This window comes from Paenibacillus sp. FSL H8-0283, from assembly GCF_045040675.1.
Taxonomy (GTDB): Bacteria; Bacillota; Bacilli; order Paenibacillales; family Paenibacillaceae; genus Paenibacillus; species Paenibacillus amylolyticus.
This window is the reverse complement of the sequence record NZ_CP150295.1, coordinates 4,711,881-4,738,114: the sequence shown is the minus strand read 5'-3', so window position 1 is coordinate 4,738,114 and position 26,234 is coordinate 4,711,881. Positions and strand designations below refer to the sequence as shown.

Annotated in this window: 6 protein-coding genes; 5 read left to right on the top strand and 1 reads right to left on the bottom strand. The window is 47.8% G+C overall.

The genetic code is table 11. The annotated features are described in order from the left end of the window. Positions 1–66 precede the first annotated feature (66 nt). From MHI52_RS21090 to MHI52_RS21070, 5 genes are all read left to right on the top strand, one after another. On the top strand, positions 67–7,842 hold the full coding sequence (locus MHI52_RS21090) for an amino acid adenylation domain-containing protein (RefSeq protein ID WP_405157578.1): 7,776 nt from the start codon (positions 67–69) through the stop codon (positions 7,840–7,842). A gap of 24 nt (positions 7,843–7,866) precedes the next feature. After that, positions 7,867–18,918 (top strand): amino acid adenylation domain-containing protein, encoded by an 11,052-nt coding sequence (locus MHI52_RS21085; RefSeq protein ID WP_405157577.1) that lies wholly within the window; start codon positions 7,867–7,869, stop codon positions 18,916–18,918. Continuing rightward, complete coding sequence (locus tag MHI52_RS21080) at positions 18,915–20,195, top strand: MFS transporter (RefSeq protein ID WP_127550791.1); 1,281 nt, start codon at positions 18,915–18,917, stop codon at positions 20,193–20,195. Before MHI52_RS21085 ends, MHI52_RS21080 begins: the two co-directional genes overlap by 4 nt. 43 nt (positions 20,196–20,238) lie before the next feature. Beyond that, positions 20,239–21,498, top strand: a complete 1,260-nt coding sequence (ectB, locus tag MHI52_RS21075; protein ID WP_127550793.1) for a diaminobutyrate--2-oxoglutarate transaminase — start codon at positions 20,239–20,241, stop codon at positions 21,496–21,498. Positions 21,499–22,219: 721 nt separating this feature from the next. Beyond that, entirely contained in the window at positions 22,220–25,141 is a 2,922-nt protein-coding gene (locus MHI52_RS21070) for an insulinase family protein (RefSeq protein ID WP_253501883.1), read from the top strand. Between the two features lie 151 nt (positions 25,142–25,292). Here MHI52_RS21070 and MHI52_RS21065 read toward each other — a convergent pair whose 3' ends face one another. Then, positions 25,293–26,000, bottom strand: coding sequence for a helix-turn-helix domain-containing protein (locus MHI52_RS21065; RefSeq protein ID WP_017687366.1), 708 nt, complete (start codon positions 25,998–26,000; stop codon positions 25,293–25,295). Between the last annotated feature and the right edge of the window lie 234 nt (positions 26,001–26,234).

Below are 26,234 nucleotides of genomic sequence, written 5' to 3'. Positions count from 1 at the left end.
GCCGTAGGTGGAAGCTGCCGGATTGGTGGCAATCCGGCAGCCAAAGTAGATGGGGAGTGTGTGACATTGAGCAATCATGAAATTGATAAAATATACCCGCTTACGCCGACTCAAGAAGGAATCTTGTTCCATTCCTTATTGGAACCCGACTCTGAAGCGTACTTTGAGCATGTTTCCTTCACGATTCAAGGGATGCTATCACTTCCAACAATGAAGCGCAGTTTTACAACCTTGGTAGAACGATATGATGTATTAAGGACGGTATTTATATATACGGAAGTGGAGCAGCCCTTACAAATCGTCTTGAACCAATGCGAGCCGGAAATAAGCTTTGAGGACATTTCGACCTGTCCGAAGGAAGAACAGCCGAGGCTCATCGAGGTGTTTCAAGCACGGGACCTGGAGCGAAAGTTCGATTTAGAGACAGGTCCGCTCTTTCGCATGACTGTGTTCAAACTGGATAAGGATGTCTACAAAGTCGTCTGGAGATTCCATCATATCATTATGGACGGTTGGTGTATGGGGATCCTTGCCCAAGATTTGTTCCAAATTTATGAGGCTTTGGAGAGTGGTTCCTCGCTACGATTGGCTCCGGTATATCCTTATAGCGATTATATAAGGTGGCTCGGGGAGCAAGACCAGAAGAATGCTCTGCAATACTGGAGCCAATACCTTGAGGATTACGAATTGCGTGCGACGGTCCCATCCCTGGGGGGAGGGGATGATCGAAAAGGGTTCGATCATCGCAAATACCATTTTAAATGGGATGAAGATACAACTCGGCGCCTGAAAACGCTGGCCGTCAAACATCAGGTGACGTTAAGCACGGTGTTCCATGCGATTTGGGGTGTATTGTTGCAGCGTTATAACGACAGCGAGGATGTAGTATTTGGTTCGGTCGTATCGGGCAGGCCGCCAGAATTGCCTGGTATCGAGAGCATGGTGGGACTGTTTATTAATACGGTTCCTTTACGAATCAGAAGCTATAAGGACACCTCTTTCCAAGTACTACTTGCCCAAGTGAATGATTCGATGCTGGAAGCGAACCGGTATAACTATGTTTCATTGGCGGAAATCCAGTCAAAAACAGTACTCAAAAATCAACTGATCGACCATATTCTCGTTTTTGAGAATTATCCGCTGGAGACGATGGGCGGCGATGAAGGCAGACTGTCGATAGTCGACAGTGAAATGGTGGAACATACCAATTACAATCTGGACGTGACCGTATTCCCGGAACAGGAACTCGAAGTGTTGTTCACCTATAACGGATTTCTCTATGACGAGCATTTTCTGCAAAACTTGGAAGGGCACTTGAAGCAAATCGTGAACATTGTATTGGACAATGATGGTGTGTATTTGCGGGATATCGAGATCATCTCCGAACAGGAAAAGCGGGTCATTCTGACCGACTTTAACAACACGGAAAAGGAATTCAGGCTTGACAAGCCTGCGCATGAACTATTCGAAGAGCAAGCACGACGTCAGCCGGAAAAAGTTGCACTTCGCTATCAGGAGGAATACCTGACTTACGATCAGTTGAACCGAAAAGCGAATCGCTTGGCACGCATATTCAGACAGTTCGGGCTTGAAAAGGGTGATTTTGCAACGGTGATGCTGGACCGTTCACCGCTAATGGTAGCGAGCATACTCGCCATTTGGAAACTTGGAGCTGCTTATATACCTGTCGATCCTCAATATCCACAGGAGAGGAAGTCGGGGATCGTTGCCGATTCGGATGCCAGAATCGTTGTTGCATTATCCGCACACGTGGAGGACGAGTTGAAAGCACGTTATCCAGGCCGGTTTGCGGAGCTGGACAACCTTGTCCCTCCCGAGGGTGAAGAGGCCGAAAGCAATATCGGCGTCCCGGTAGAAATGACCGATTTGGCCTATACACTCTTTACTTCTGGTTCGACGGGAAAGCCGAAAGGAGTCTTGATCGAGCACCTGGGGATGCTGAACCATATTTGGGCTGAAGCGCATGATCTTCAATTATCTGATGATATTGTGTTCGCCCAGACGGCAAATCACTGCTTTGATATTTCGGTATGGCAATTATTCGGTGCATTGGTACTTGGCGGGACCACGGTTATCTATCCAGAGGAACTGATTCTATCACCCGAGAGGTTCATCCATCAGCTCATCCGGGATCGGGTAACCCTTCTCGAAGTCGTTCCTTCGTATTTGAGTATACTTTTGGATATCGTTAAGGCACGTTCACTTCGCTTTGAATCTCTGCAGCATTTGATGATTACAGGGGAGGCCGTCACGCCTGCGCTGGCTACACGCTGGTTTGAGCTTTGCCCCGGAATCAAAATGGTTAACGCATACGGTCCGGCGGAGGCATCTGATGATATTTGCCAGTATGTTATGGATTGTGCACCTGAGAATAAGGGATATATCCCGGTCGGAAAACCGTTGTCCAATATTCGAATGTATATTGTTAACAAGCAAACACAACTGTGTCCAATTGGAATCATTGGCGAAATTTGTGTAGCTGGAATTGCAGTAGGAAGAGGCTATCTTAATGATCCGGAGCAGACTGCAAAAGGGTTTATGGAGGATCCGTTTGCTTCCAGGCCAGGCGTTCGATTGTATAGAACTGGAGATTTGGGCAGATGGCTTCCTGACGGTAATGTCGAGTTCATCGGCCGCAAGGATCAACAGATCAAAATCAGGGGATTCCGGATTGAGCTCGGAGAAATCGAGCACAGGTTAAGCGAGCACGAACAAATTCGGGAAGCAGCAGTGCTTGTCAAGGGTGGGGCCGAGAAATACTTATGCGCGTATTACACGGCTTATGTCGATCTAACGGCATCCGAATTGAAGGAGTATCTGATCGCCTGTTTGCCGGATTATATGGTTCCTACAATCTTTATACAACTGGAGGATATGCCGCATAATGCCAATGGGAAAATTAACCGCAGCCGGTTACCCGAACCTGTCATCGAGCGTAACGAGGGCGAATTTGTACCTGCACGCAATGATACGGAGGAGTCCTTAGTTTCCATTTGGACTGAGATTCTGGAAGTGAAGAGGGTAAGCATAGAAGATAATTTCTTCGGTTTAGGCGGACATTCACTAAAAGCAACGATCCTTGTTTCCCGTATTCAAGGGGAGCTGGGTGTTGACGTAACAGTGAGGGACATTTTCGAGTATCCGACCGCTGCTCTTTTGGCGGAGCGAATCCGGGAAATGAACGGAGGTGTGTACTATGCAGAGTCCATTTCACCGGCACCTGCCGATGACGCTTATCCAGTGAGTCCGGCGCAAAAAAGAATATATGTGCTACATACGCTAGAGGAGTCGGAATCAACGGCATATAACATGCCATTCGCCTACCAAGTTCAAGGCCGTTTGGATTCCGCGCGCTTACAGCATATTATCAATCGGTTGATTGACCGTCATGAAGTATTTCGAACGTCGTTCCGCTTTGTTGACGGGGAGCTGGTCCAGATCATTCATCCCGAAGCGGACTGTAAGCTTGAAGAGGTAGAAATGACCGGTGCGGGTAAGCAGCAGATCGATGAACAAATCAAGTCGTTTATCCGCCCGTTTACTTTGGAAGAAGCACCGCTCTTGCGGATTCAATGGCTTCATACCGGACAGGCCGAGGGTGTGCTGCTGATCGATATGCACCACATTATTTCCGACGGTTTGTCGGGAGTCATTCTACTGGACGAACTGGAGCGGATGTATAACGACAACGGCCTGCTACCGCTTGACATCCACTATAAGGATTATGCCTTCTGGTTGAATGAACGGCTCGGCGGGGAAGAGATGCAACGCCATGAATCTTATTGGCTGGAGCATTTCTGTGGTGAACTGCCTCTATTAAACCTGCCGCTGGATTACCGTAGACCGGCCGTGCAGAGCTTTAACGGCAAGACATTGCAGCTTTCGCTGTCCCCGGAGCTTGCTGGATCGCTTCAGAAGCTGTCTCAGGACATGGGCGTAACTTTGTTTTCCGTGATGTTAGGTGCTTACTGCACCCTGTTATCGAAATATAGCGGTCAGGAGGAAATTATCGTCGGAACGCCGGCCGCCGGGCGTAATCATCGGGACGTACAGCACATGCTGGGGATGTTTATCAACACAGTGGCGCTTCGCAATTTTCCGGAACATCATAAGACGTTTCGCGAGCTTGTCAGGGAGGTTATGGATCACACGTTATCAGCAATCCATCATCAGGATTTCCCTTTCGAGCGGTTGGTGGAGCTGCTTGATCTGAATCGTGACACAAGCCGAAACCCGCTTTTTGACACCATGTTCAATTTGACGGACCGCGAGAAACCGGAAGTTGCTATAGGCGATCTGCTCCTCACTCCATATGAGCTGAAGACCGACATCTCCAAGTTCGACTTGATGCTGGATGTTTATGCGGATCATACCGAGATCTCTCTTGATTTGCAGTACAACACCGATTTGTTTTCAGATTTCACCGCACAACAAATGGGTCGTCACTACTTGCAGATCCTCCATAACCTTGTAACGGCTCCCGATATACCGCTGGGAAGCGTGGAGCTGCTCAGTTTGGAAGAGCGCAAGGAAATAATGAGTTGGGGCCGGGGACAAAAGGCAGCCTATGACTTCAATCTGAGTGTTCCTCAACGCTTTGAGCGTTTTGCGTATGAACAGCCTGATTCGCCGGCAGTGAAATTCGCTGGGGGAGTATGGAACTACGCCGAACTCAATGCCCAAGCCAACCGGATTGGCCGTTACCTTCAAAGGTGTTTGGGTGATCTGCCGGAGGAAGCGATTGCTGCAGTGATGTTGGAGCGCTCCCCCGGATTTATTCAAAGCGTGCTCGGAATCTGGAAGGCGGGAGGCGCCTATGTTCCGATCGATCCGGAGTATGGAGTAAAGCGTAAAGCGAGTATTTTGGAGGATTCCGGGGCACGAGTTCTTATAACCCGCTCGGAATATGTCCGGGATGGGTTGGAAGAGCAGTATGAAGGGGTGATCCTTTGCCTTGACTTGGTGCTGGAGGAAATTGAGAAGGAAAGCCCGGTGAATATCGGGAAACTGCAGGGTGCGGACAGTCTGGCATATATATTGTTTACCTCTGGCTCGACCGGAAAGCCCAAAGGTGTAATGATCGAGCATCGGGGTTTATTGAATCACATCCTTGCCGAAGCCGATGCTCTTGCTCTGGATCATCATATGGTCTTTGCCCAGAACGCCAATATCTGTTTCGATATTTCGGTATGGCAATGCTTTGGTGCTCTTGCATTGGGCGGGACGACTGCGGTGTATCCACAAGATATGGTACTTGAAGCAGAACGTTTCCTGGAGGCAATTACAGCCGATCGCGTGACGCTTTTGGAAGTGGTCCCATCTTATTTGACAGTCATGCTGGATGTGCTGGAACAGACAGGGATGAAACTAGATTTTCTAAGTCACTTGATGCTTACGGGAGAGACCATAAAGCCGGATTTGGCCCGGAGATGGCTGAACCTGTATCCCGGAATTCCAATCGTAAATGCGTACGGACCTGCGGAAGCTGCCGATGATATCAGCCAGCTTGTGATCCGCGACTTGCCTAAGGAGACAGACTTCGTCCCGATTGGTAAACCGCTGGCGAATTTAAATTTGTATGTGGTCGATAACCAAATGAAACTTTGTCCGGCAGGCGTTTACGGAGAAATTTGTGTATCCGGTGCGGGTGTAGGGCGTGGATATATCCATGATCCGAAAAGAACGGACCAGTCCTTCGGGAAAGATCCATTTGCTCCTTGTATCCCGGAATCGGGTGAAATCCCTCGTCTGTACAAGACCGGTGATTTAGGGCGCTGGCGGCATGACGGAAATCTGGAGTTTTTCGGACGTAAAGATTTTCAGGTCAAAATCAGAGGCTACCGCATTGAGCTGGAGGAAATCGAAGTTTGTATTATGCAATCCCCGCATATCAAGCAAACGATTGTATTGGCTAGAGAAGATGATACCGGAAGCAAATATTTGTGTGCATATCTGGTTCTGGAGTCTTCCGTGCAAGACAGCGAGGAGAATTGTCTCTTCGAGTTAAAAGATGAATTGGCAGCAACATTGCCCGGCTATATGATACCGGCCCACTTTATCATTCTTGCAGAAATGCCGCTTTTGATCAGCGGGAAGATCAACCGGGATGCACTGCCTGCTCCCGAACGCAGCGCCGCGTCGAGTGGGAATTATACGGAGCCCCGTAATGAAGTGGAGCAAATCCTGGTGACGATTTGGGAAGAGGTTCTCAGCGTCCACAAGATCGGGATTGATCATAATTTCTTTGAGCTCGGGGGGGATTCGATTCGAGCCATTCAAATTTCTTCGAAGCTGAGCAATCAAGGTTATAAGTTGAAAATGAAGGATCTGTTCCAAAATCCGGAAATTCGGAAGCTGTCCAAATATGTACAGGCGGACCACCGCGAAATTGATCAGGGGCCGGTCGAGGGGTTTGTGAAGCTTACTCCAATTCAGAAGTGGTTTTTTGAATGCGGATTCTCACCAGCAAATCACTGGAACCAGGCTGTCGTTCTGCATAAGCGTGGAGGATTCGATGCGGATCTGTTAAGGGAGGTCTTCACCGGGCTGATCCGTCATCATGATGCGTTAAGAATGGTTTATAAATGCGAGGAAGGATTATGGATGCAGTATAACAGGGGGGAGAACATTCGGGAGGAGCACCCGTGGTTCGAACTTTTCATCAAGACAATGGCCGATGAGGATGATGGCCGGATTGAGATGGCCCGAATCATTGATGAGCTGCATGGCAGTCTCGATTTGGAAAACGGACCGTTGGTCAAGGCGGGATTATTCAAGACAGACCAGGGTGATCATTTGGCGATCATTATTCACCATTTGATCATTGACGGTATTTCCTGGCGCATTTTATTCGAGGATTTGACGCTTGCGTATCATCAAGCAGAGCGGGGCGAACTTATTGCACTGCCGTCCAAGACGGATTCCTTCCAAACGTGGGCGAACCGACTGACGGAATATGCAAACAGTGAAATGCTGCAGAAAGAGAAGTCCTACTGGCGACAAATCGAATCGCAGAACATTAAGATCCTGCCCAAGTCTGGCCTTTTTGAGGGCACTGCAACAGTCTCGGATAACATGTCGTATTCCTTTAAGCTGTCTGCAGCCGAAACCGGGCAGCTTCTCGGTAAAGTGCATAAGGCCTACAATACGGAAATCAACGACATTCTACTCGCTGCATTGGGACGGGCCGTAAGGGAATGGACAGGCGAGGACAATGTTTTGATCTGTCTTGAAGGCCATGGCAGGGAAGACATCATGAAGAACGTGAATATCAGCAGAACGGTCGGTTGGTTTACTTCCATTTATCCAGTCGTATTGAATATCCCGAGTTCAGCGGATATATCCTACCACATCAAATCGGTCAAAGAGAACTTACGTCGCATTCCGAACAAGGGTATTGGCTACGGAATCCTGAAATACCTTGGTGAGAACCGGCTTGAGGAAGAGATGCAATTCCGTCTGGTGCCTGAAATTAAGTTTAACTACCTGGGGCAATTCGACAACGATGTGAATACAGAGCTGTTCAGTGCTTCCGACGTGCCATACGGTCAAACCGTCAGCCCGGAAGCCGAAAGGGAAGTGGCTTTGAATATTACGGGCCTTGTGGAAGATGGCTGTCTGACGATGTCGATCGACTATAATCTTGCGGAATATACAGGAACGGAAATCAGCCTCCTGGGCGGCCGTTTTAAGACACAGTTGATGGAAATAATCAAGCATTGCACGGAAAAAGAGACTCAGGAACTGACGCCTTCCGATGTGGGGGGAGACGATCTGTCCATTGAAGAGCTGGAAGCCATTATGGATTTTTATAACCAATAAAAATGAATTTAGGGAGAGATGGTCTTGAGCGATAAGCTGACTATTGCGGGGGTATACAACTTAACACCGATGCAAGAAGGAATGCTGTTTCATTCCTATTTGAACCCAGATTCCGCCGCATACTTCGAACAGTTTTCCTGCACCGTCTCGGGAAGGCTGGATGCCTTGATATTGGAAAAAAGTTTTAATGTCCTGATCGACAAATATGATGTGCTTCGGCTTAATTTCATCCATGAGAACACGAAAAATCCAAAGCAGGTTGTATTCAAAAAGCGCGTGATGCCTGTGTTTTATGAGAACTTGTCGTCGTTTGGCGAAATGGAGCAGGAGCAGTATATCCGCCGCTATATCCAAGAGGACCAGAAGAAGGGGTTCGACCTGGCCAAGGATGTGCTGCTTCGTGCGGCCGTGCTGCAAACCGGTGATCTCAGTTATAAGCTGATTTGGAGCTATCATCATATCATTCTGGACGGTTGGTGTTTAAAAACAATCGTTCAGGAATTGTTTGACGTCTATAAATCGCTCAGCCAGGGTACGTTTTCATCAGTGGAAGAGGCGCCGCCCTTCTCCCGATACATTCAGTGGCTGGATGGGCAGAACCGCGAAGAAGCCCGAAGCTACTGGGCCGGATATTTGGAAGGCTACGAATCAGATATTGAACTGCCCTCCTTTGGCATGAACACCCAGGTAGGCCGGAATGGCTATGGTCGCAGGGAGGTACGGCAAAGAGAGCAAGCCGTTCAAGTGGACCGTGCCTACAAAATAAGCCAGGAAACGACACAAGGGCTGGAGCATCTGGCCAAAAGTCATCAGGTGACTTTAAATACGGTGCTCCAGTCGGCCTGGGGCTTGTTAATGGGCCGCTATAACGGAACCGAGGATGTGGTTTTCGGTACCGTCACCTCCGGCCGACCGGCTGAAGTGGAGGAGGTTGAGAACATGGTCGGGCTGTTCATCAATACGGTCCCGATCCGGATCGCCTTCCATGGCGGGATGTCGTTCTCTGCATTAATTCGGGAGGTCCAGCAGTCCTCCTTAGAAACACAAAGCTACGACTTTTATCCGCTGGCTGAGATTCAATCCCTGACTTCCAAGAAGCAACATCTGATCTCTCATATTTATGCCTTTCAAAATTATCCGGTGAGTGCGGACCCTCTAGATGAAGGAGAAGAAGCGTTTGCAATTACTGAGCTTGAAGATTTTGAGCAGACGCATTATGACTTTAACCTAATTCTGATGCCGAACGCTGGGCTCGAAGTCAAATTTAAATATAACTCAGCCCGATATGTCCAGGCCGCAATGGATCGTTTGTTCCAAAATTTTGAGCAAGTGCTCGATCAGGTCGGCCGGAACGCTGACATTCTGATTCAGCATATTTCAGTCATTACAGACGACGAGAAACAGCAAATCCTGCACCAATTTAACACCGTCGGCGAATATCCGAGGGATCAAACGATCGTGCAGCTGTTCGAGCGTCAGGCCGGGATGATACCGGGAAACATCGCTATCGTGAATAAGGAACACAAACTGACTTATGCGGAGTTGAATGTGCGAGCTGATCGTCTGGCATCCCGACTGAGAAGAAAGGGTGTTGAACCAGATAGCGTCGTGGGCTTGATCGGCGACCGTTCAATGGAGACGGTAGTGGGTATGCTGGGTATTTTAAAGGCTGGTGGCGCCTATTTGCCTATTGATCCGGAATACCCGGAAGATCGCATTGCCTTTATGTTGAGGGATAGTGAGACGAGATGGATCGTTACGTCGGAGTGTTATGCGGACAAGCATATGGACGGAGTCGAATCCATCATTCTGGATCGGGAAGAGGATGAATGTACTTCAACTGTGATAGAGGACCGTGCAATCGATGCGGAAAAGATTCTTACGCCCTCAAACCTGGCCTATGTGATGTATACCTCCGGTTCGACGGGACGTCCCAAAGGGGTGATGATCGAACATCATAATGTGGTACGGCTCGTCCAAAACAGCAACTATGTCCCTTTTGAACCAGGAGACCGCATTTTGCAAACCGGAGCACCTGTATTTGATGCCTGCACATTTGAGATTTGGGGAGCACTTCTAAACGGCCTGGAACTTTATATCATCGATAAGCACTCCATTCTGGATGCGCAGCTGTTGGGAGAAGCGATTCATGAATACCGCATTACAACAATGTGGCTCACCTCTCCCTTGTTCAATCAGTTGTCTCAATTGGATCCGACGTTATTCCGTCCCCTTCGCTTCTTGATCGTCGGGGGGGATACCCTTTCCCCTAAGCATATTCAGCTTGTGGCGAACCAATGCCACAATACGACGATCATTAACGGGTATGGGCCGACTGAAAATACGACGTTTTCCTGCTGCTACACGATCCGCTCGTTCGAGGAAACAAGGATTCCGATCGGCGGACCGATTGCCCATTCTACTGCTTACATCGTCGATTTATACGGGCATCTGTGCCCCGTCGGTGTTTCGGGAGAACTGTGGGTTGGCGGTGATGGCGTCGGGCGCGGATACATAAACAATCTGTCCCTGACTTCGGAGAAGTTTATTGCAAGCCCTTTTATCGAGGGAGAACGGATTTATCGTACGGGGGATCTGGTAAACTGGCTCCCGGACGGAAGCATCGATTTTATTGGCCGGTTGGACAATCAGGTGAAAATACGCGGTTTCCGCATCGAAACCGGGGAAATCGAAAGCCGGATTCAGATGCATGTAAGCGTGAAGGAGGCTGTAGTCACAGTAAGAGACAAGGGTGACGGTCTGAAATCATTATGTGCTTATGTGGTTGGTGCGGAAAATCTCGATGCGACGAGTATGAAACAGTATCTTTTGAATGATCTGCCGGATTATATGGTACCTGTTCATTGGGTATTTATGGACCAACTACCGCTTACTCCGAACGGCAAAGTTCACCTGCAGGCCTTGCCGGAGCCCGTGGAGGCTAATGCTCTTGGTAACGAAGCGTTTGTTGCGCCTCGGAACGAAACGGAGCAAAAGCTGGCGGACATTTGGAGCGCTGTACTGGCCATTCCTTCGATCGGGGCGAATGACCATTTCTTTGAGCTTGGGGGTCATTCCCTGACAGCGTTAAAGTTGGTCACGGAAATGAAAAAGCAATTTGAGATCCAACTCCCTTTAAGAGATATATTCCAGACGCCGATTCTAGCAGAGATGGCAGCGAGGATCAACAGGAACGAAGATGAGGAATTTGTTGGGATCGAGCCTGCTCCCCTAGCCGAGTTCTATCCAGTGTCCTCTGCGCAAAAGCGCCTGTATGTTTTGAATAGTATGGCAGGAATTACAACAGCGTATAATATGCCGTTTGTCCTGCAAATCGAGGGTAAACTTGATGTCGACCGGCTGGAACAGTCTTTTCAAATCTTGATTTCCCGCCACGAGTCTTTACGAACCTCTTTTGCGTCTTTGCATGGGGAACCCGTCCAGGTGGTGCATGAGAAGGTACCCTTTGCTATAAAGGAATTGGAGTCTCATCCTAGTGAGGATATTGAGAAAACCGTCGACCGATTCGTAGTTCCGTTCGACCTCGGAAGCGCACCTTTGCTGAGGGCGGGACTATCTACAATAAGGGAAGAATGCTGTCTTCTGATCATTGATATCCATCATATCGTCGCCGACGGTGCTTCCATCGGAATCATCGTGCAGGAATTCTGCGAAGTGTATAACAGCCTGGGTAAAGAAGCAGTTGCAAAAACTCATGCAGGGCATTCGGTTCGACGTGTTCAATATAAAGACTTTGCCGTTTGGCAAAGTAAACAGTCCGGCCCCAGGGAGCAGCAGGAGCATTACTGGCTTAATCAATTTGCCGAAGAGCCACCCGTGCTTAATTGGTTGACCGATTATCCACGACCGCAGATTCAAAGCTTTGAAGGAGCTTTTTCCTCAGTGAATCTCGATGAAGAGCTGACGTCCCGGTTGAAACAGCTGGCTAACGAAACGGGAGCCACCTTGTATATGGTTATGATGGCTGCCTACAGCATATTGCTTTCCAGATATGCCTCCCAAGAGGATATTGTGATTGGATCTCCAACGATGGGCAGAACTCATGCAGACGTGCTTCAAACGGTAGGTATGTTCGTCAACACGCTTGCTTTGCGTGTAAAACCGGAAGGAACAAAAACGTTCGATCAATTCCTGTGCGAAGTGAAACAAACGACACTTCAGGCTTTCGAGCACCAAGACTATCCATACGAGGAGCTTATCGAGAAGCTCGGACTCAGACGCGACTTAAGCCGTAACCCGCTGTTCGACACGGTGTTTACGCTTCAGAATCTCGGTATTGAAGAGTTGGCTTTAGACGGACTTACCGTAAGTTCTCGTTCCTGGGACGGACGGATGTCGAAGTTTGATTTGACATTGACGGTAACGGAAAATGACCGGGGAATGTCCATCGAAGCGGAGTATGCTGCGAAGCTGTTAAAAGCCGGGACGATCGAGCGCCTGATGACGCACTACATTGAGGTTTTAAGGTCAGTGGTTGTTAGCAGACATATCAAGCTGGAAGATATAGAACTGCTGCCGCCGGAGCAGCGGAGCTGGATTCTGGAACAATTCAACGGTTCGAAAAAGGACTTTGCCCATAACCGGACCGCTTATGAGTTGTTTGCAGAACAGGTCAAGCGTACGCCGGACCATATTGCCCTCGTCTTTAAAAACCAGCGGCTGACTTACCGTGAACTGGAGGAACAAACGAGCCGCCTTGCTTACGTTCTGCTGGAAAAGGGTGTGAAACCCGGGGGGATCACGGCAATCATGGTCGAACATTCGGTCGAAATGATTGTGGCAGTGCTTGCAGTATTACAAACGGGGGCAGCATATCTCCCAATCGACCATGAGTACCCTGCCGATCGTATTACTTACATTCTGGAGGATAGCAAGGCTGGCTTGCTACTGACGAAAAATGGGCTGGTACAATCGAAAGGTTTGAGTCTCCCCTGGATCGATTTAGAGGCAGTGCTGATGCCAAACAGTGAGCTTCATATACAGAAGCCGTTCTCGACGCCAAAGGGTTCGTCCGCCGACTTGGCCTATGTGATCTATACGTCAGGGTCTACGGGGAAACCGAAAGGCGTGATGATCGAACACCGCTCCCTGCTCAATATGACAGGATGGTATCAATCGTATTACGGGCTGACGCCTGAGGACAAAAGTACCAAATACGCCGGATTCGGCTTTGATGCCTCTGTGTGGGAGATATTCCCATCACTCTTGTCGGGCGGTGAGCTTCATATTATCCCGGAGGAAATCCGATACGATGTGCCGCGATTGGCGGATTACTACAACGAACAGGGTATCACTGTCAGCTTCCTGCCGACGGCCGTCTGCGAGCAATTCACCCAGATCCAGAACGATTCCCTGCGTGTGCTGCTTACCGGTGGAGATAAGCTCAAGTCTTATCATCCCGTACCCTATGACCTGGTAAATAATTACGGACCTACGGAAAATACCATCGTGACGGCAGCTTTCAAGGTGAATGGCGAATACGATAACATTCCGATCGGCTGCCCGATTGACAACGTAAGGGTGTATATCCTTGACAGAAATGACAAGCTCCTTCCGATCGGGATTCCCGGTGAACTGTGTATTGCCGGAGACAGTCTGGCACGGGGGTACATGAACCGGGACGATTTGACGGCGGAGAAGTTTACCGCCGATCCATTTCAAACCGGTGAAAGAATGTACAGAACCGGTGATCTGGCTAGGTGGCTCCCTGATGGAAACCTGGAGTATCTAGGCCGGATGGACGAGCAGGTCAAAATTCGAGGTTACCGCATCGAGCTTGGAGAAGTGGAGAATGTCCTGCTCAAACAGGAGGGCGTTGCTGAGGCTATCGTTGCTGTGGTATTAAATCCGAAGCAGGAAACAGAGTTGTGCGCTTATATTACGACATCCCGTAATATTGCCGTCCGCGAGATTCGGGGATGTCTGGCGCGGGAGCTGCCGGAATACATGATCCCTGTTCACTACGTGGAATTGAACAAAATCCCGCTGACCTCCAACGGAAAGGTGGATCGCCGCGCGCTTCCGCAACCGGACTTTGCATCCGCTGCAGCAGATAATTATGTGCCACCGCGCGGTGTGACGGAACGAAAGCTGGCCGAAATATGGTCGGAGGTTCTCGGAACGGCCCCGATAGGAGCATACAGCCATTTCTTTGAACTGGGCGGGCATTCACTCAAAGCGGTAGCGCTGGCGTCCCATATCAAGGAAGTCTTCCAGATTGACTTTCCGTTAAGCAGTATTTTTCAACATCCTGCGATGGAACAGATGGCTGAGGCGATCGACGCTGTGGAACAAACAAGCTATTCCTCGATCGCAAAGGTGCCGGAAAGAGAGCATTATCCGGTGTCGTCAGCACAGAAGCGCTTGCTGATTCTCAATGAGCTTGTAGGGGCGGGGACGGCTTATAATATGCCTTTTGTTTTACAGCTAACGGGGGAGCTGGACCGTGCACGGCTGCACCAGGCATTTACTATCCTCATTCGCAGGCATGAAGCGTTCAGGACCTCGTTTCGGTTTGTAGAAGGAGAGCTGATGCAAATGGTGCATCACGACGTTTCTTTCTCTGTCCGGGAGCTTGAGGCACCGGAAGATCCGGACCATATTTCGGAAATCATAGAGCGGTTCGTTGAACCCTTCTCCTTGCAAAAGGCTCCGCTAATGCGCGTAGGGCTGGCAAACTTGGGTGAGGATAGGCATATTTTGATCATAGATATGCATCATATCGTTTCGGATGGAGGATCGATCCGCCTTCTTGTCGAGGAGCTGAACTTGCTTTATAGCGGCCAAGAGCTGGATGATACCTCATCACGCATCGAATATAAGGATTATGCGGCATGGCAAAGTGAAATGCTTCAATCGGAAGCCTACGCGAAGCAAGAACAGTATTGGCTGGAGCGTTTTGCAGGAGAGCTGCCCGCTCTAAACCTTCCGGCAGATTATCCACGGCCGCAAATCCAAAGCTTTGAAGGCGATGCTTTCTCTATTGCGATCGGCAGTGAATTAAGCTCCCGGATTCTTGGGACGGCTGCCCGGACTGGAACTACGTTATACATGTTCCTATTGGCTGCATACAACATTCTATTGTCCAAATACGCCAACCAAGAGGACATTATCGTAGGCACACCGACCTCTGGTCGACTGCAAAAGGAATTGGAAAGTGTCATCGGTATGTTCGTCAATACCCTGGCGATTCGAAATCAGCCGGAAGGAAGCAAACGGTTCATCGACTTTTTGGAGGAAGTTAAAAAGCATTCGCTGCAAGCATTCGAGCATCAGATGGTCCAATATGAGGATTTGCTCGAAAGGCTGAATGTACGGCGGGATGTCAGCCGAAATCCGCTGTTTGATACCATGTTTGCCGTCGATAACGTCGGCGTCGGGGAAATTCAGCTTGGTGAACTTCTTATAGAACCGTATGACTTCGACAACGGAACATCCAAATTCGACCTGATGGTTACGGCAGCAGAAGAGGAGGGGGAAATTCGCCTGGATGTAGAATATGCCCGGAAGCTGTTCCTTAAAGATACGGTGGAGCGGATGATCGCGCATTACCTTCAAATTCTGGAGGCCGTGACCACAGATGTGGAGATCCGGCTATCCGACATCCGTATGCTGACGGAAGAAGAACGGGGTCAGATCATTGGGGACTTCAACAACACGAAAACCGAGTATCCCCGTCAAACCATTCACGAACTGTTCGAGGAACAAGTGGATAAGCATACAGAGAGCATCGCGCTGGCCTGTGATGGTATCGAACTGACATATGGCGAACTGAATGCCAAAGCAAACCAGCTCGCGGCACTGCTGCGAGAGAAGGGTGTAGGGCCTGAACGGGTCGTTGCCGTCATGGGTGACCGTACGCTGGAAATGATTATCGGGATGCTCGCCATTCTAAAAGCGGGAGGTGCTTATCTTCCGATCGATCCTGACTATCCGCGTGATCGGGTGGAATATTTCTTCAAAAACAGCGGCGCCAAATGGCTGCTCGCCCGGAGCTGCTTTGCGGATCGGGCTGCCTGCGACGCGGAAGTCATCTTGATGGATCATCGGCAGCTCTGTGACGAGAGTGCCCCGAACCTGCTGAATAAGACGGGCACCGACAATCTCGCCTATGTAATGTATACATCGGGATCAACCGGACTGCCTAAGGGCGTTATGGTCGAGCATCTGGGCGTTTCCAGATTGGTCAAGAATACCAACTATGTTCGCTTCAGCACTGAAGACCGGGTCTTGCAAACGGCGGCACCCGTATTCGATGTCAGTGTATTTGATATATGGGGGGCGCTGCTGAACGGAGCGAGGCTGCACCTGGTCGACAAACTTACGCTGCTGGATCCGGTCCTCTTTGAATCCGCGCTTCAGCAGCATGACATTACGACTTTGTGGTTAACATCGCCGCTGTTTACACAATTTGCCCAACACAAGCCAAACATGTTCCGCAACGTAAGCTATTTGATTGTCGGTGGAGATGTTCTCTCCCCGAAACATATTCAGCAGGTAAGAGAGCAATCCGGTCCGTTAACCATGGTAAACGGGTACGGACCTACGGAGAATACAACCTTTTCATGCTGCTTCGTCATCGATAAGGCATACGGAAATAGCGTGCCAATTGGACCGCCGATCAGCAACTCCACGGCCTATATCGTCGATAAAAACGGGAATTTGAATCCGGTAGGTGTCCCCGGCGAGCTTTGGGTAGGGGGAGACGGCGTGGCTCGGGGATATATAAATAATGAAGAATTATCGGCTCAGAAATTTTTCTCCAATCCGTTTATTCCAGGTGAGCGGGTCTACCGGACCGGGGACGCCGCCAAATGGCTTCCAGACGGCTCTATCGAGTTTATCGGCAGAATGGACAATCAGGTGAAAATTCGGGGGTTCCGGATCGAGACAGGCGAGGTCGAGAATATACTGCTCAGTCATCCTTCCGTGAAAGAAGCCGTCATCCTTGTCAAGCAGGCCGGAGAGTCGCAGGATAAGATCCTTTGCGGTTATGTTGTGGCGGAGGTTGAATTGACCATACAGTCGCTAAAGGAGTTTATGGGACAACAGCTCCCCGACTACATGATTCCGACCGTAATCCTATTTATGGCTCAACTTCCGCTCAACGTGAATGGCAAAGTTGACCGAAAAGCGCTCCCCGAGCCGGATTATGACGTAACCGAGGGCGAATATACTCCGCCAAGGAATGAGGCGGAAGCTGTAATTGTGCAGGTATGGTCGGAAGTGCTGGGATTGGAACGGATTGGTGTCCACAACAATTTCTTTGAAATCGGGGGACATTCATTAAAGGCCATGCAGGTTGTTTCAAAGCTGGCTAATCTTGGCTTCGAACTGAGTATAAATCAGGTGTTCGCCCATCAGACTCCTGCCGAGCTGGCGGCTTCTACGGTACGTTCTGTAACGGTGGAATCTGAGCACCACTTTACAGATATTCCCACTGCGGAACAATGGCTTGGGGAACGCTTAGAACGCACATGCAACTGGAAAACTTATTCCGTTGACGGCGAGGAATTCATGGTCGTCCACATTTCAGGAATGGATGAGGGACTGAAACGGAGAGCAGAGAACTTGATTGCTGCACACCTGGACGAGAAGATTCAACCGCACTTCATTGCGGATGCTTTGAGCGCGCTGATTCCGACATCAGAACGCAACCTAAGCAGGCAAGAACTGAACGACCAATTGGGTTTGCGGCAGACGAATGGCGCAGACTGGGTAGAAACGATGATGAATTCGATCTCACGGAAGCAGAAGGCGTACGCCAAAGGCATTACAAACCAGCCGATAGTCAAAGAGTATGATATTTCGCCTTCCCAAACGTACCATTTCAAGCATAAAGATGTGTCGGGAACCATGGTGAAATTTGGAAAAGTGATTCAGCCGGAGTTGTTGGGCCGAGCCTTGCAGCGAATTGTGTCTGCCGAGGAAGTCATGCGCAGTGTACTCATCGAAGACACTGAAACGGAAACCGGACGTTGGCGATTGCATGAAAGCCCGGAGCAGCTCGAGCTGCCAACTTTAGATATTTCCGGTTTCGAACCAGAGTCGCAAAGGGATATTCTGCGGGCGCTTATGAAGAATTTTTTCATCAGGCCGTATACGGACAGCGATCCATTGATGTACCGGGTGCTGCTGGTCAAGCAAAACGTAAAGGAATATGTCCTGCTGCTCCCGTTCTCACATACGATATTCGATTACATGAGTAATGAAATTATTCGTAATCGAGTAATCCATGAATATGAATCACTAAGCCAAGGGAGAGTTGACGAAACGAGAAAAAGCCGTACCTTTACGGATTTTGCCGACCAGATTCGCAGAGGCCCGGAAGGGATATCGGCAGCAAGTTTTAACGAGCTTTACAATATTCCGTCATTTGAATCCGCTGCTAGGGAAATCGCCGTCAGTATGTATCGGCGCAGCGACTTGGATCCGGCAAAGATTACGGTTCTCCACCATAGCGTCCCATTTGATATGGAATTATCGCAAACGCTGGATGCAGAGTTTAAATGGAAGACAGCGTTGGGGATATGCGCTGCGTTTTTCGGAACGTACTTCGGTAAGTCACGGATTCCGTTGTGGATGACGCATTTTGGCAGACAGTACCGGGATCAGTCTTATTTCGATATTGTCGGTGAATGCATAGATTATATTCCGCTGTTGTTAGACTGCGGAGAAGAAATGGACAGGCAGACCGAATCGATCAAAGGGATGCTGAAATCCGCTTCCGAGCATAACATCCATTTTGCGAATCTGTTGTACAACGAGTCGATTGATCCAGCCTTTATGGATGCGGCGCAGCGGTTGGCTGCAGCCCATCGGGAGATGCCGATCAATTTCAACTATTTGGGAGAACTCGGCACGGAAACGGATTTGGACTACCTTGAGGAAGATGGTGTGAATTGCGATGAGCCTAACCGGATCTTATGCATGGCGTGGCACCAAGGGAACCGGATTCACATGACGCTTGTTATTCCTGCGGAAGAGAATCCAGATACTCTTCGCAGCATGCTTGATGAAGCCGCACGGAAACATATGAAGGGTGTAAAAATATGAGAGACTCAACAAATATAATCGTTTTCAGTCTAAGCAGATTAATCACCGAATTGGGAACATCCATTTTTCGTTTTGCACTCAGTCTGTATGTTCTGGATCTCACCGGTTCATCGAGTATGTTCGCTTTAGTGTTGAGCTTCACCTATATACCGGGCATATTCGTCAATATTATCGCTGGGGTGTTCGTTGACCGCAGCCGTAGTAAAAAAAGGATTATGATAGTCTGTGATTTTCTATGTGGAATCTCAGTTCTAATGCTTATGTTCATGTTTGAGGCTTTTCACGACAGCATTTGGCTGTTCGTTGTTTATTCTATGATCTTGAGCGCTCTTCAAGCGCTCTTTACTCTGACGGTAAACTCATCCGTTCCCAATATTGTCTCTCCGGAAAGGGTTCCGACGGTCAATTCCAGCACGCAGAGCATCAGTGCCCTAATCGGCATACTGGGACCGGTGCTCGGTGCAGCGGCTTATAGCAAATTTGGGCTGGAGCATATCTTTTTGATCGAGGGAGCCGCGTTCATTTTCTCCGGGTTTTTGAATTTGCTATTGAAATTCTCGCCCCGCAAAGAGGAGATCGGAGAAGCAAAGCCTTATTTTGAAAGTGTAAAAGAGGTTTACAAATACATTCGCCGCCGGGCTGCGATCAAGTATCTGCTGATGATTTTTGTTTTTATTAACTTTGTAATTGCTCCGGCAGTTTCCCTTATCCTGCCCTTTATCGTTTATCAAGCGCTCGATATGACGCCACAGCAATTATCATTTATCGAAGCGGCGCTGGCGGTAGGCGTAATTATAGGGGCCGTTGCTGTGTCGGTACCGGTCATCAACCGGTTTATTACCAACAAAATCTTCATTTTAATTCAGATCCAGGCGTTGATGATTGTCCTATGGATGTTCCCCGAGTGGCCCATCTTTGAGACAAGCACAAAGGTAGTGCTTATGATAGGCTTCATGATCGTCTTGATGTTCACCGGAATACTTAACACAATGGGCAATATTCCAATGCTTTCTTATGTTCAGCTCTATATACCTGAGCGAATAAGAGCTAGTGTTTTAGGGGTGGTGAACACGGTAATAACCATCGCTGTGCCTATAGGAATGGGGGTATACGGTGCACTTCTGGAAATTGTAGATTGGTACTATATTACATTGGTTTCCGGTGCCGGTTTGCTTGTGGTCGGCATCCTGGCTTACCGTAACCGCGATCTCAGAGAGTTTTTTACCCAAGGCAGCGAGCCTGAGCCTTTAAGAGTTGTGGAAACACACGAGGCCTGACAATTTCTATTGAAATTGCAAAAGACGAAAAGGGGAATGTAAAATGGATACGTTCGAAATGTTGGAGTCCAACGTGAGGTCTTATTGCAGAAGTTTTCCGGTTATTTTCGATAGAGCTAAGGGTGAGCAATTATACTCGGTTACGGGAGAAGCCTACATCGATTTTTTCGCAGGAGCCGGAGCGCTGAATTATGGGCATAATAATGAGTATATGAAGGCCGGAATCATTGAGTATGTAGCTCAGGACCGAATCATGCACGGACTCGACATGTATACGAAAGCGAAAGAGGATTTTATTCTTTCATTTTCGGAGCATATCCTTCAACCTCAATCTTTGGATTATAAGCTGCAATTTTGCGGCCCGACAGGCACGAATGCTGTGGAGGCTGCTTTGAAGTTGGCCCGTAAGGTCAAGGGTAGAAATGGTATATTTGCTTTCATGGGGGGCTTTCATGGGATGTCCCTCGGAAGTTTGTCTGTCACGAGCAGCAATGCGATGCGGGAAAGTGCGGGAATTCCGCTGAATAATGTGACTTTTATTCCTTACGGACAGTCTTTTGAAGGGTTGGATACGATCCGTTACATGGAGCATATTCTGTCAGATACGCATTCCGGTATTGGCAAGCCTGCAGCGGTTATTCTGGAAACCGTTCAGGCGGAGGGCGGAATCAACGTTGCTGAAAATGAATGGTTGCAAAGCCTGCGACAGCTATGTGATGATCACGATATTTTGATGATTGTCGATGATATTCAGGTCGGATGCGGAAGAACGGGTGCGTTCTTCTCATTCGAGCGGGCGGGAATCGTGCCGGATATCGTTATTTTATCCAAATCGATTAGTGGGTATGGATTGCCGATGTCGTTGTTGCTGATGAAACCGGAGCTGGATATATGGAGTCCGGGTGAGCACAATGGAACGTTTAGGGGGAATCAATTAGCCTTTGTCACGGCTAAGGCCGCGCTTGAATTCAGGACTGCGGAAAGGCTTGGGGAACAGGTACGCAAAAAAGAAGAATTTCTTAAGCAATATTTAAAATATGAAATTGAACCGCTATATCCTGGACTACATATTCGAGGCATTGGCATGATTTGGGGGATTGATGTCTCTTGTCTGGGCGAAGAAGTGGCACGGGAAATCACAGCGAATTGCTTTAAAAATGGGCTTATTCTCGAAAGAGCTGGTCGTAATGACACAGTGATTAAAATCATGCCTCCTTTGACGATAAATATAGAGAATTTGATGATTGGCTGTAATAAAATTAAAGAGAGTATCAGTAATGCTTGTCATGCGTATAGTTTCTAATCTTTCGTATATATCGTTGTTATGTTGGTAGGCGTATCTATTTTAGGTCGCCCCAGTCATAAAATCAATTGGAAGTGAACTATGACCCAGCATTTTAATTATCGCATACCTATGCAAATACTGGCTCAAACCCGAAATCTGGCCAATTTCCACAGGAGGTCTTTCAGGGGTCGTGGCAACAAGGATCGAACGAGAACGCCAATGATCTGCTGCGGGTGTTTTTTCCGAAAGGTCATGACTTTGCCTCCATCAATAACGAACGCTGTATTTTATTTTTCTTGTTTTCAAGTATTCCTCTCCGCAGTTTCCTGTAAGACATATTGGGGGAATAATTTGATAAAGACAACAGAATTAGAAATTGTTCTGTTGTCTTTTTTTTGTCTAAAATTAGACTGAACTAAATACGTCTTTTTCACAGCAACTGTTGAGAGAGTGTATGCTAAAGATCTATTAGCATATTCTTAACCGAAATGGTTTAACAATACAAAGTACTATTTCTTTAACTGGCTTTTATGAAGAGACGGAACAATGGTGTATACTATCCATAGGCATATATTACCTTTACCGTGCTGAACGATATAGGTTCAACTACACATTTACACGATAACGGAGAGGACACCTGTTGTTCTGTCATCCGAGTGCCCGTGTAAATAAACATATTTGAACTTATGTAGAGTCACAAAACCAATAAAACAATCTTATGGACGGAGGACTCAAGTTTATGTTGAAACAGCTTAAGCCATACAAGGTGTTACAGGAGCGCAGAATCGAAGAACTGAAATCGGATGCGTATCTGTTGGAACATCAGAAATCCGGAGCCAAAATTGTACTTTTGTCCAATCAGGACGACAACAAAGTATTCAGTATCGGTTTCCGTACACCTCCGGAAGATGATACAGGGGTAGCCCATATCCTAGAACACTCCGTGCTCTGTGGGTCCAAGAAATTTCCGGCCAAGGATTCTTTTGTTGAGTTGCTGAAAGGTTCATTAAATACATTCCTTAACGCCATGACGTATCCCGATAAGACGATCTACCCGATCGCGAGTCGTAATGATCATGACTTCCATAATCTGATGGATATTTACCTGGATGCAGTATTGAATACAAATATTTATGAGAATGAAAAGATATTTCTACAAGAAGGCTGGAACTACAACCTGACCTCTGCTGACGATGAGTTAACCTACAACGGAGTTGTATATAACGAGATGAAGGGTGCCTTTTCTTCACCGGAACGAATGGTGCGCAGAGAAGTGCTGAACTCCCTTTTCCCGGATACCACATACTCCTCCGAGTCTGGCGGATTCCCGGAAGCTATTCTGGATCTAACGTATCAGGGGCTGCTGGATTTCCACACGAGATATTATCATCCTTCCAACAGTTACATCTATCTCTACGGGGATATGGATATGGAAGAGAAGCTGCAATGGCTGGATGAAAACTACCTGAGTGCATATGATCGAATCGAGATTGATTCGGCCATTCAACTTCAACCTGCCTTTGCAGAACGGGTAGACACAGTTAAGACTTACTCTGCTGGAAGTACGGAATCGGAAGTGGATAACAGCTTTTTGACCTACAATGCAGTGATCGGCACAAGTCTGGACAAGGAACTGAACATTTCCTTCCAAATTTTGTTATACGCACTGTTGAACGCTCCGGGAGCGGTATTGAAACAGGCGTTGCTGGATAAGGGCATTGCGAAGGACGTCTACGGTTCCTATGATGACAGTCTGTATCAGCCTGTATTCACTGTGGGACTGAAGAAGAGCAATCTGTCTAGCAAAGAGGATTTCTTGGGAACGGTCAAAGAAGTGCTTGAGCGTGTGGTAAAAGAAGGCTTTGATCCAAAAGCGCTGCTTGCTGGCATTAACTCATATGAGTTCAATCACAGGGAAGCGGACTATGGCAGAATGCCGAAAGGCCTGATCTACGGATTCTCATCCCTGCAAAGCTGGTTGTACGATGAAGAAGCACCTTTCACTCATTTAGAAGCCAATGACGTATTTGCTGAACTGCGGACAAAAATGAACGAAGGTTACTTCGAGCAACTGATTGAGAAATATATTTTGCAGAACACACATACTTCTTTTGTGGCGCTTACCCCGGATAAGGGGCTGAACTCACGCAAGGAGGAAGCGTTGAAAGAACGTTTGAAAACTATTCAGGCCGGTCTTAGTGAGGAAGAAGTTCAGACGTTGATTCAGAAAACAGAAGCGCTCGCCGAGTATCAGAATACACCTTCAACCAAAGAGCAGCAGCAGGTCATTCCGACGTTATCGATTGAAGATATTGAACCGAAGGCCTCTACGTTGCATCAAACGGCGAACCAGGTCGACGGCACAACCATTCTCCATCATAACCTTTATACCAATGGAATTGGTTATCTGAGACTGTTGTTTGATATCAAAGAAGTGCCACGTCATCTCCTGCCGTATGCAGGGTTGCTGAAAAATGTACTGGGTTACGTGGATACTCAAAACTACTCGTTCAATGAACTGTCCAATGAAATCCATATCCATTCGGGTGGTATTCATAGCGGGATAGGATCTTATGCTAACGCGCATAAGCACAATGAATTCAAGGCGACCTATGAGTTCAACGCAAAAGTGTTATATGACAAGCTTGGATTTGCTTTTGATATGATCAAAGAAATTGTGTTCACGTCCCAATTCGATAATTCGAAGCGGTTATATGAGATCATCTCCCAGATGAAAGGTAATCTGCAACGTAATCTGATCAATAGCGGACATTCTGCGGGAATTGGCCGGTCTTCGTCCAAACATTCAGCAGTTGCCGATTTCAGAGAAGCTGTGAGTGGCATTGCCTTTTACCAGTGGCTTGAGGATCTTCAAGCGAACTTTGAGGCGAGAAAAGAAGAGTTATCTTCCAGCCTGCAAGAGTTGACGGGGTATATTTTCAGACCAGAGAACTTGCTTGTTAGTTATACTGCCGATGAGCAGGGATATGAAGGACTGGAGCAACAGGTATCCGATCTGAAAGCGAAGCTGTTCACACATGAAGTTGCCAAGGAAGAATTTACATTCACACCGGCTACTCATAAGGAAGGATTCCGATCTCCTTCAGAGGTGCAGTATGTGGTGCAAACGGGTAATTATATCGACAAAGGATATCAATACACGGGTTCACTACGAGTCTTACAGGGTATTCTGTCTCTGGATTACTTGTGGACCAATATCCGCGCCAAAGGTGGAGCTTATGGCTGTATGTCAGGCTTCAGACGGAACGGAGACAGCTATGTTGCATCGTATCGTGATCCGAACCTCGATAAAACGTACAAAGTATACGAAGAGATACCGCAATATTTGACCGATTTCCGGGCAGACGAGCGGGAGATGACGCGTTATATCATTGGTGCGATTCAGGATCTCGATACGCCGAGAACGCCTTATGGCGAAGGAGCATTCTCGCTGGAGTGTTATCTGTCGAATGTGACTGAAGCGGATCTGCAACAGGAACGTGACGAAGTGTTAAGCACGAAGGAAAGCGACATTATCGGTTTTGCTGAGCTTTTATCGGCCATACTTGAACAGCAACAGCGCTGCGTGATCGGTAATGAGAACAAGATTGAGGAACAGAAACAAATGTTTGACGAAACGCTGGATTTAATTAAAAACTAAGCGCTAGTCACACTTATCTCCGATCGAATAGGCAGCAAAGCGAAAGGCACTTTTATGAGCTGGTTTCAACAGCTTATAGAAGTGCCTTTTCTAGTGGGGAGGGACTGTCTCCATCCCATATGATATGAGAATGTGTGACGCTCTGCGTTGTTCAGGTGACGGCGAGCATATTGTATATTTTCAGGGTCCGCAGATCTTCCTTTGAGATTTTCAATTCATTATATAACTCCTGATTCTCGGGTAGCGGGGTTCTGGAGAATAACATTTTGAGCGCAATAGGCATGAAAGGTCTGAAGGAGACACCAGCCATGAGTCCCCACTTTTTCTCCGATTCCTGAAAAGACGCCAGAATATTAATGTATAGATTCTCCAGCGGCGTGGCCTGATTTTTCAAAATTAGCGTGGTGAGTGTATCATAATGCTCGGTGTGGCCCCAATACATATTCTCGCACTCCTGGTAGTTCTCAAAATCCTTCACATTCATATACATCACGGTGCGATAACGGTTGGCATCCGATTGAGCCATCATGTCAATGACACAACGAATGAGACTGTTGTTACGCCCGTCATAGAAGTAAGAATAGAAACGTGTGGAGTTCTTGAAAAAGCTGGACGGGACCGCATTCATCAGGGGAGATGCATGCCTTGGTTCTTGGTACAAGAGTTGCTCCACCTGAATGTTGAGCGCGTTAGCAATATGATGTAACGTGACCAGATCAAGTGTAATATCTCCGCTCTCATATTTGGACAGCGTACCCTTGCTCTTGAAGATCTGATCTGCAAGCTGTTGAATGGTCAGTCCCCGCCACTTCCGAAAGTTTCGTATTTTCTTGCCAACTTCCTGATTGATATTGTTCATAAACGGTTCTCCTTATGCAATGTTTCTTGAGAGTACGTGAAAATGATGAAAGTCATTCATAAAAATGATGTTATATGAGAAATATATCACTTTTTCATTGAAATACCTATTTTGGAGAAACAATTAACTTCATTTGTTTCGTCAGGATAGATTGTATTACATTTGATGCAATTCCTGCGTCATGAAATAATAGGTGTAATACGACATGAAACGACAATGAAAAAGTAAAGCAGA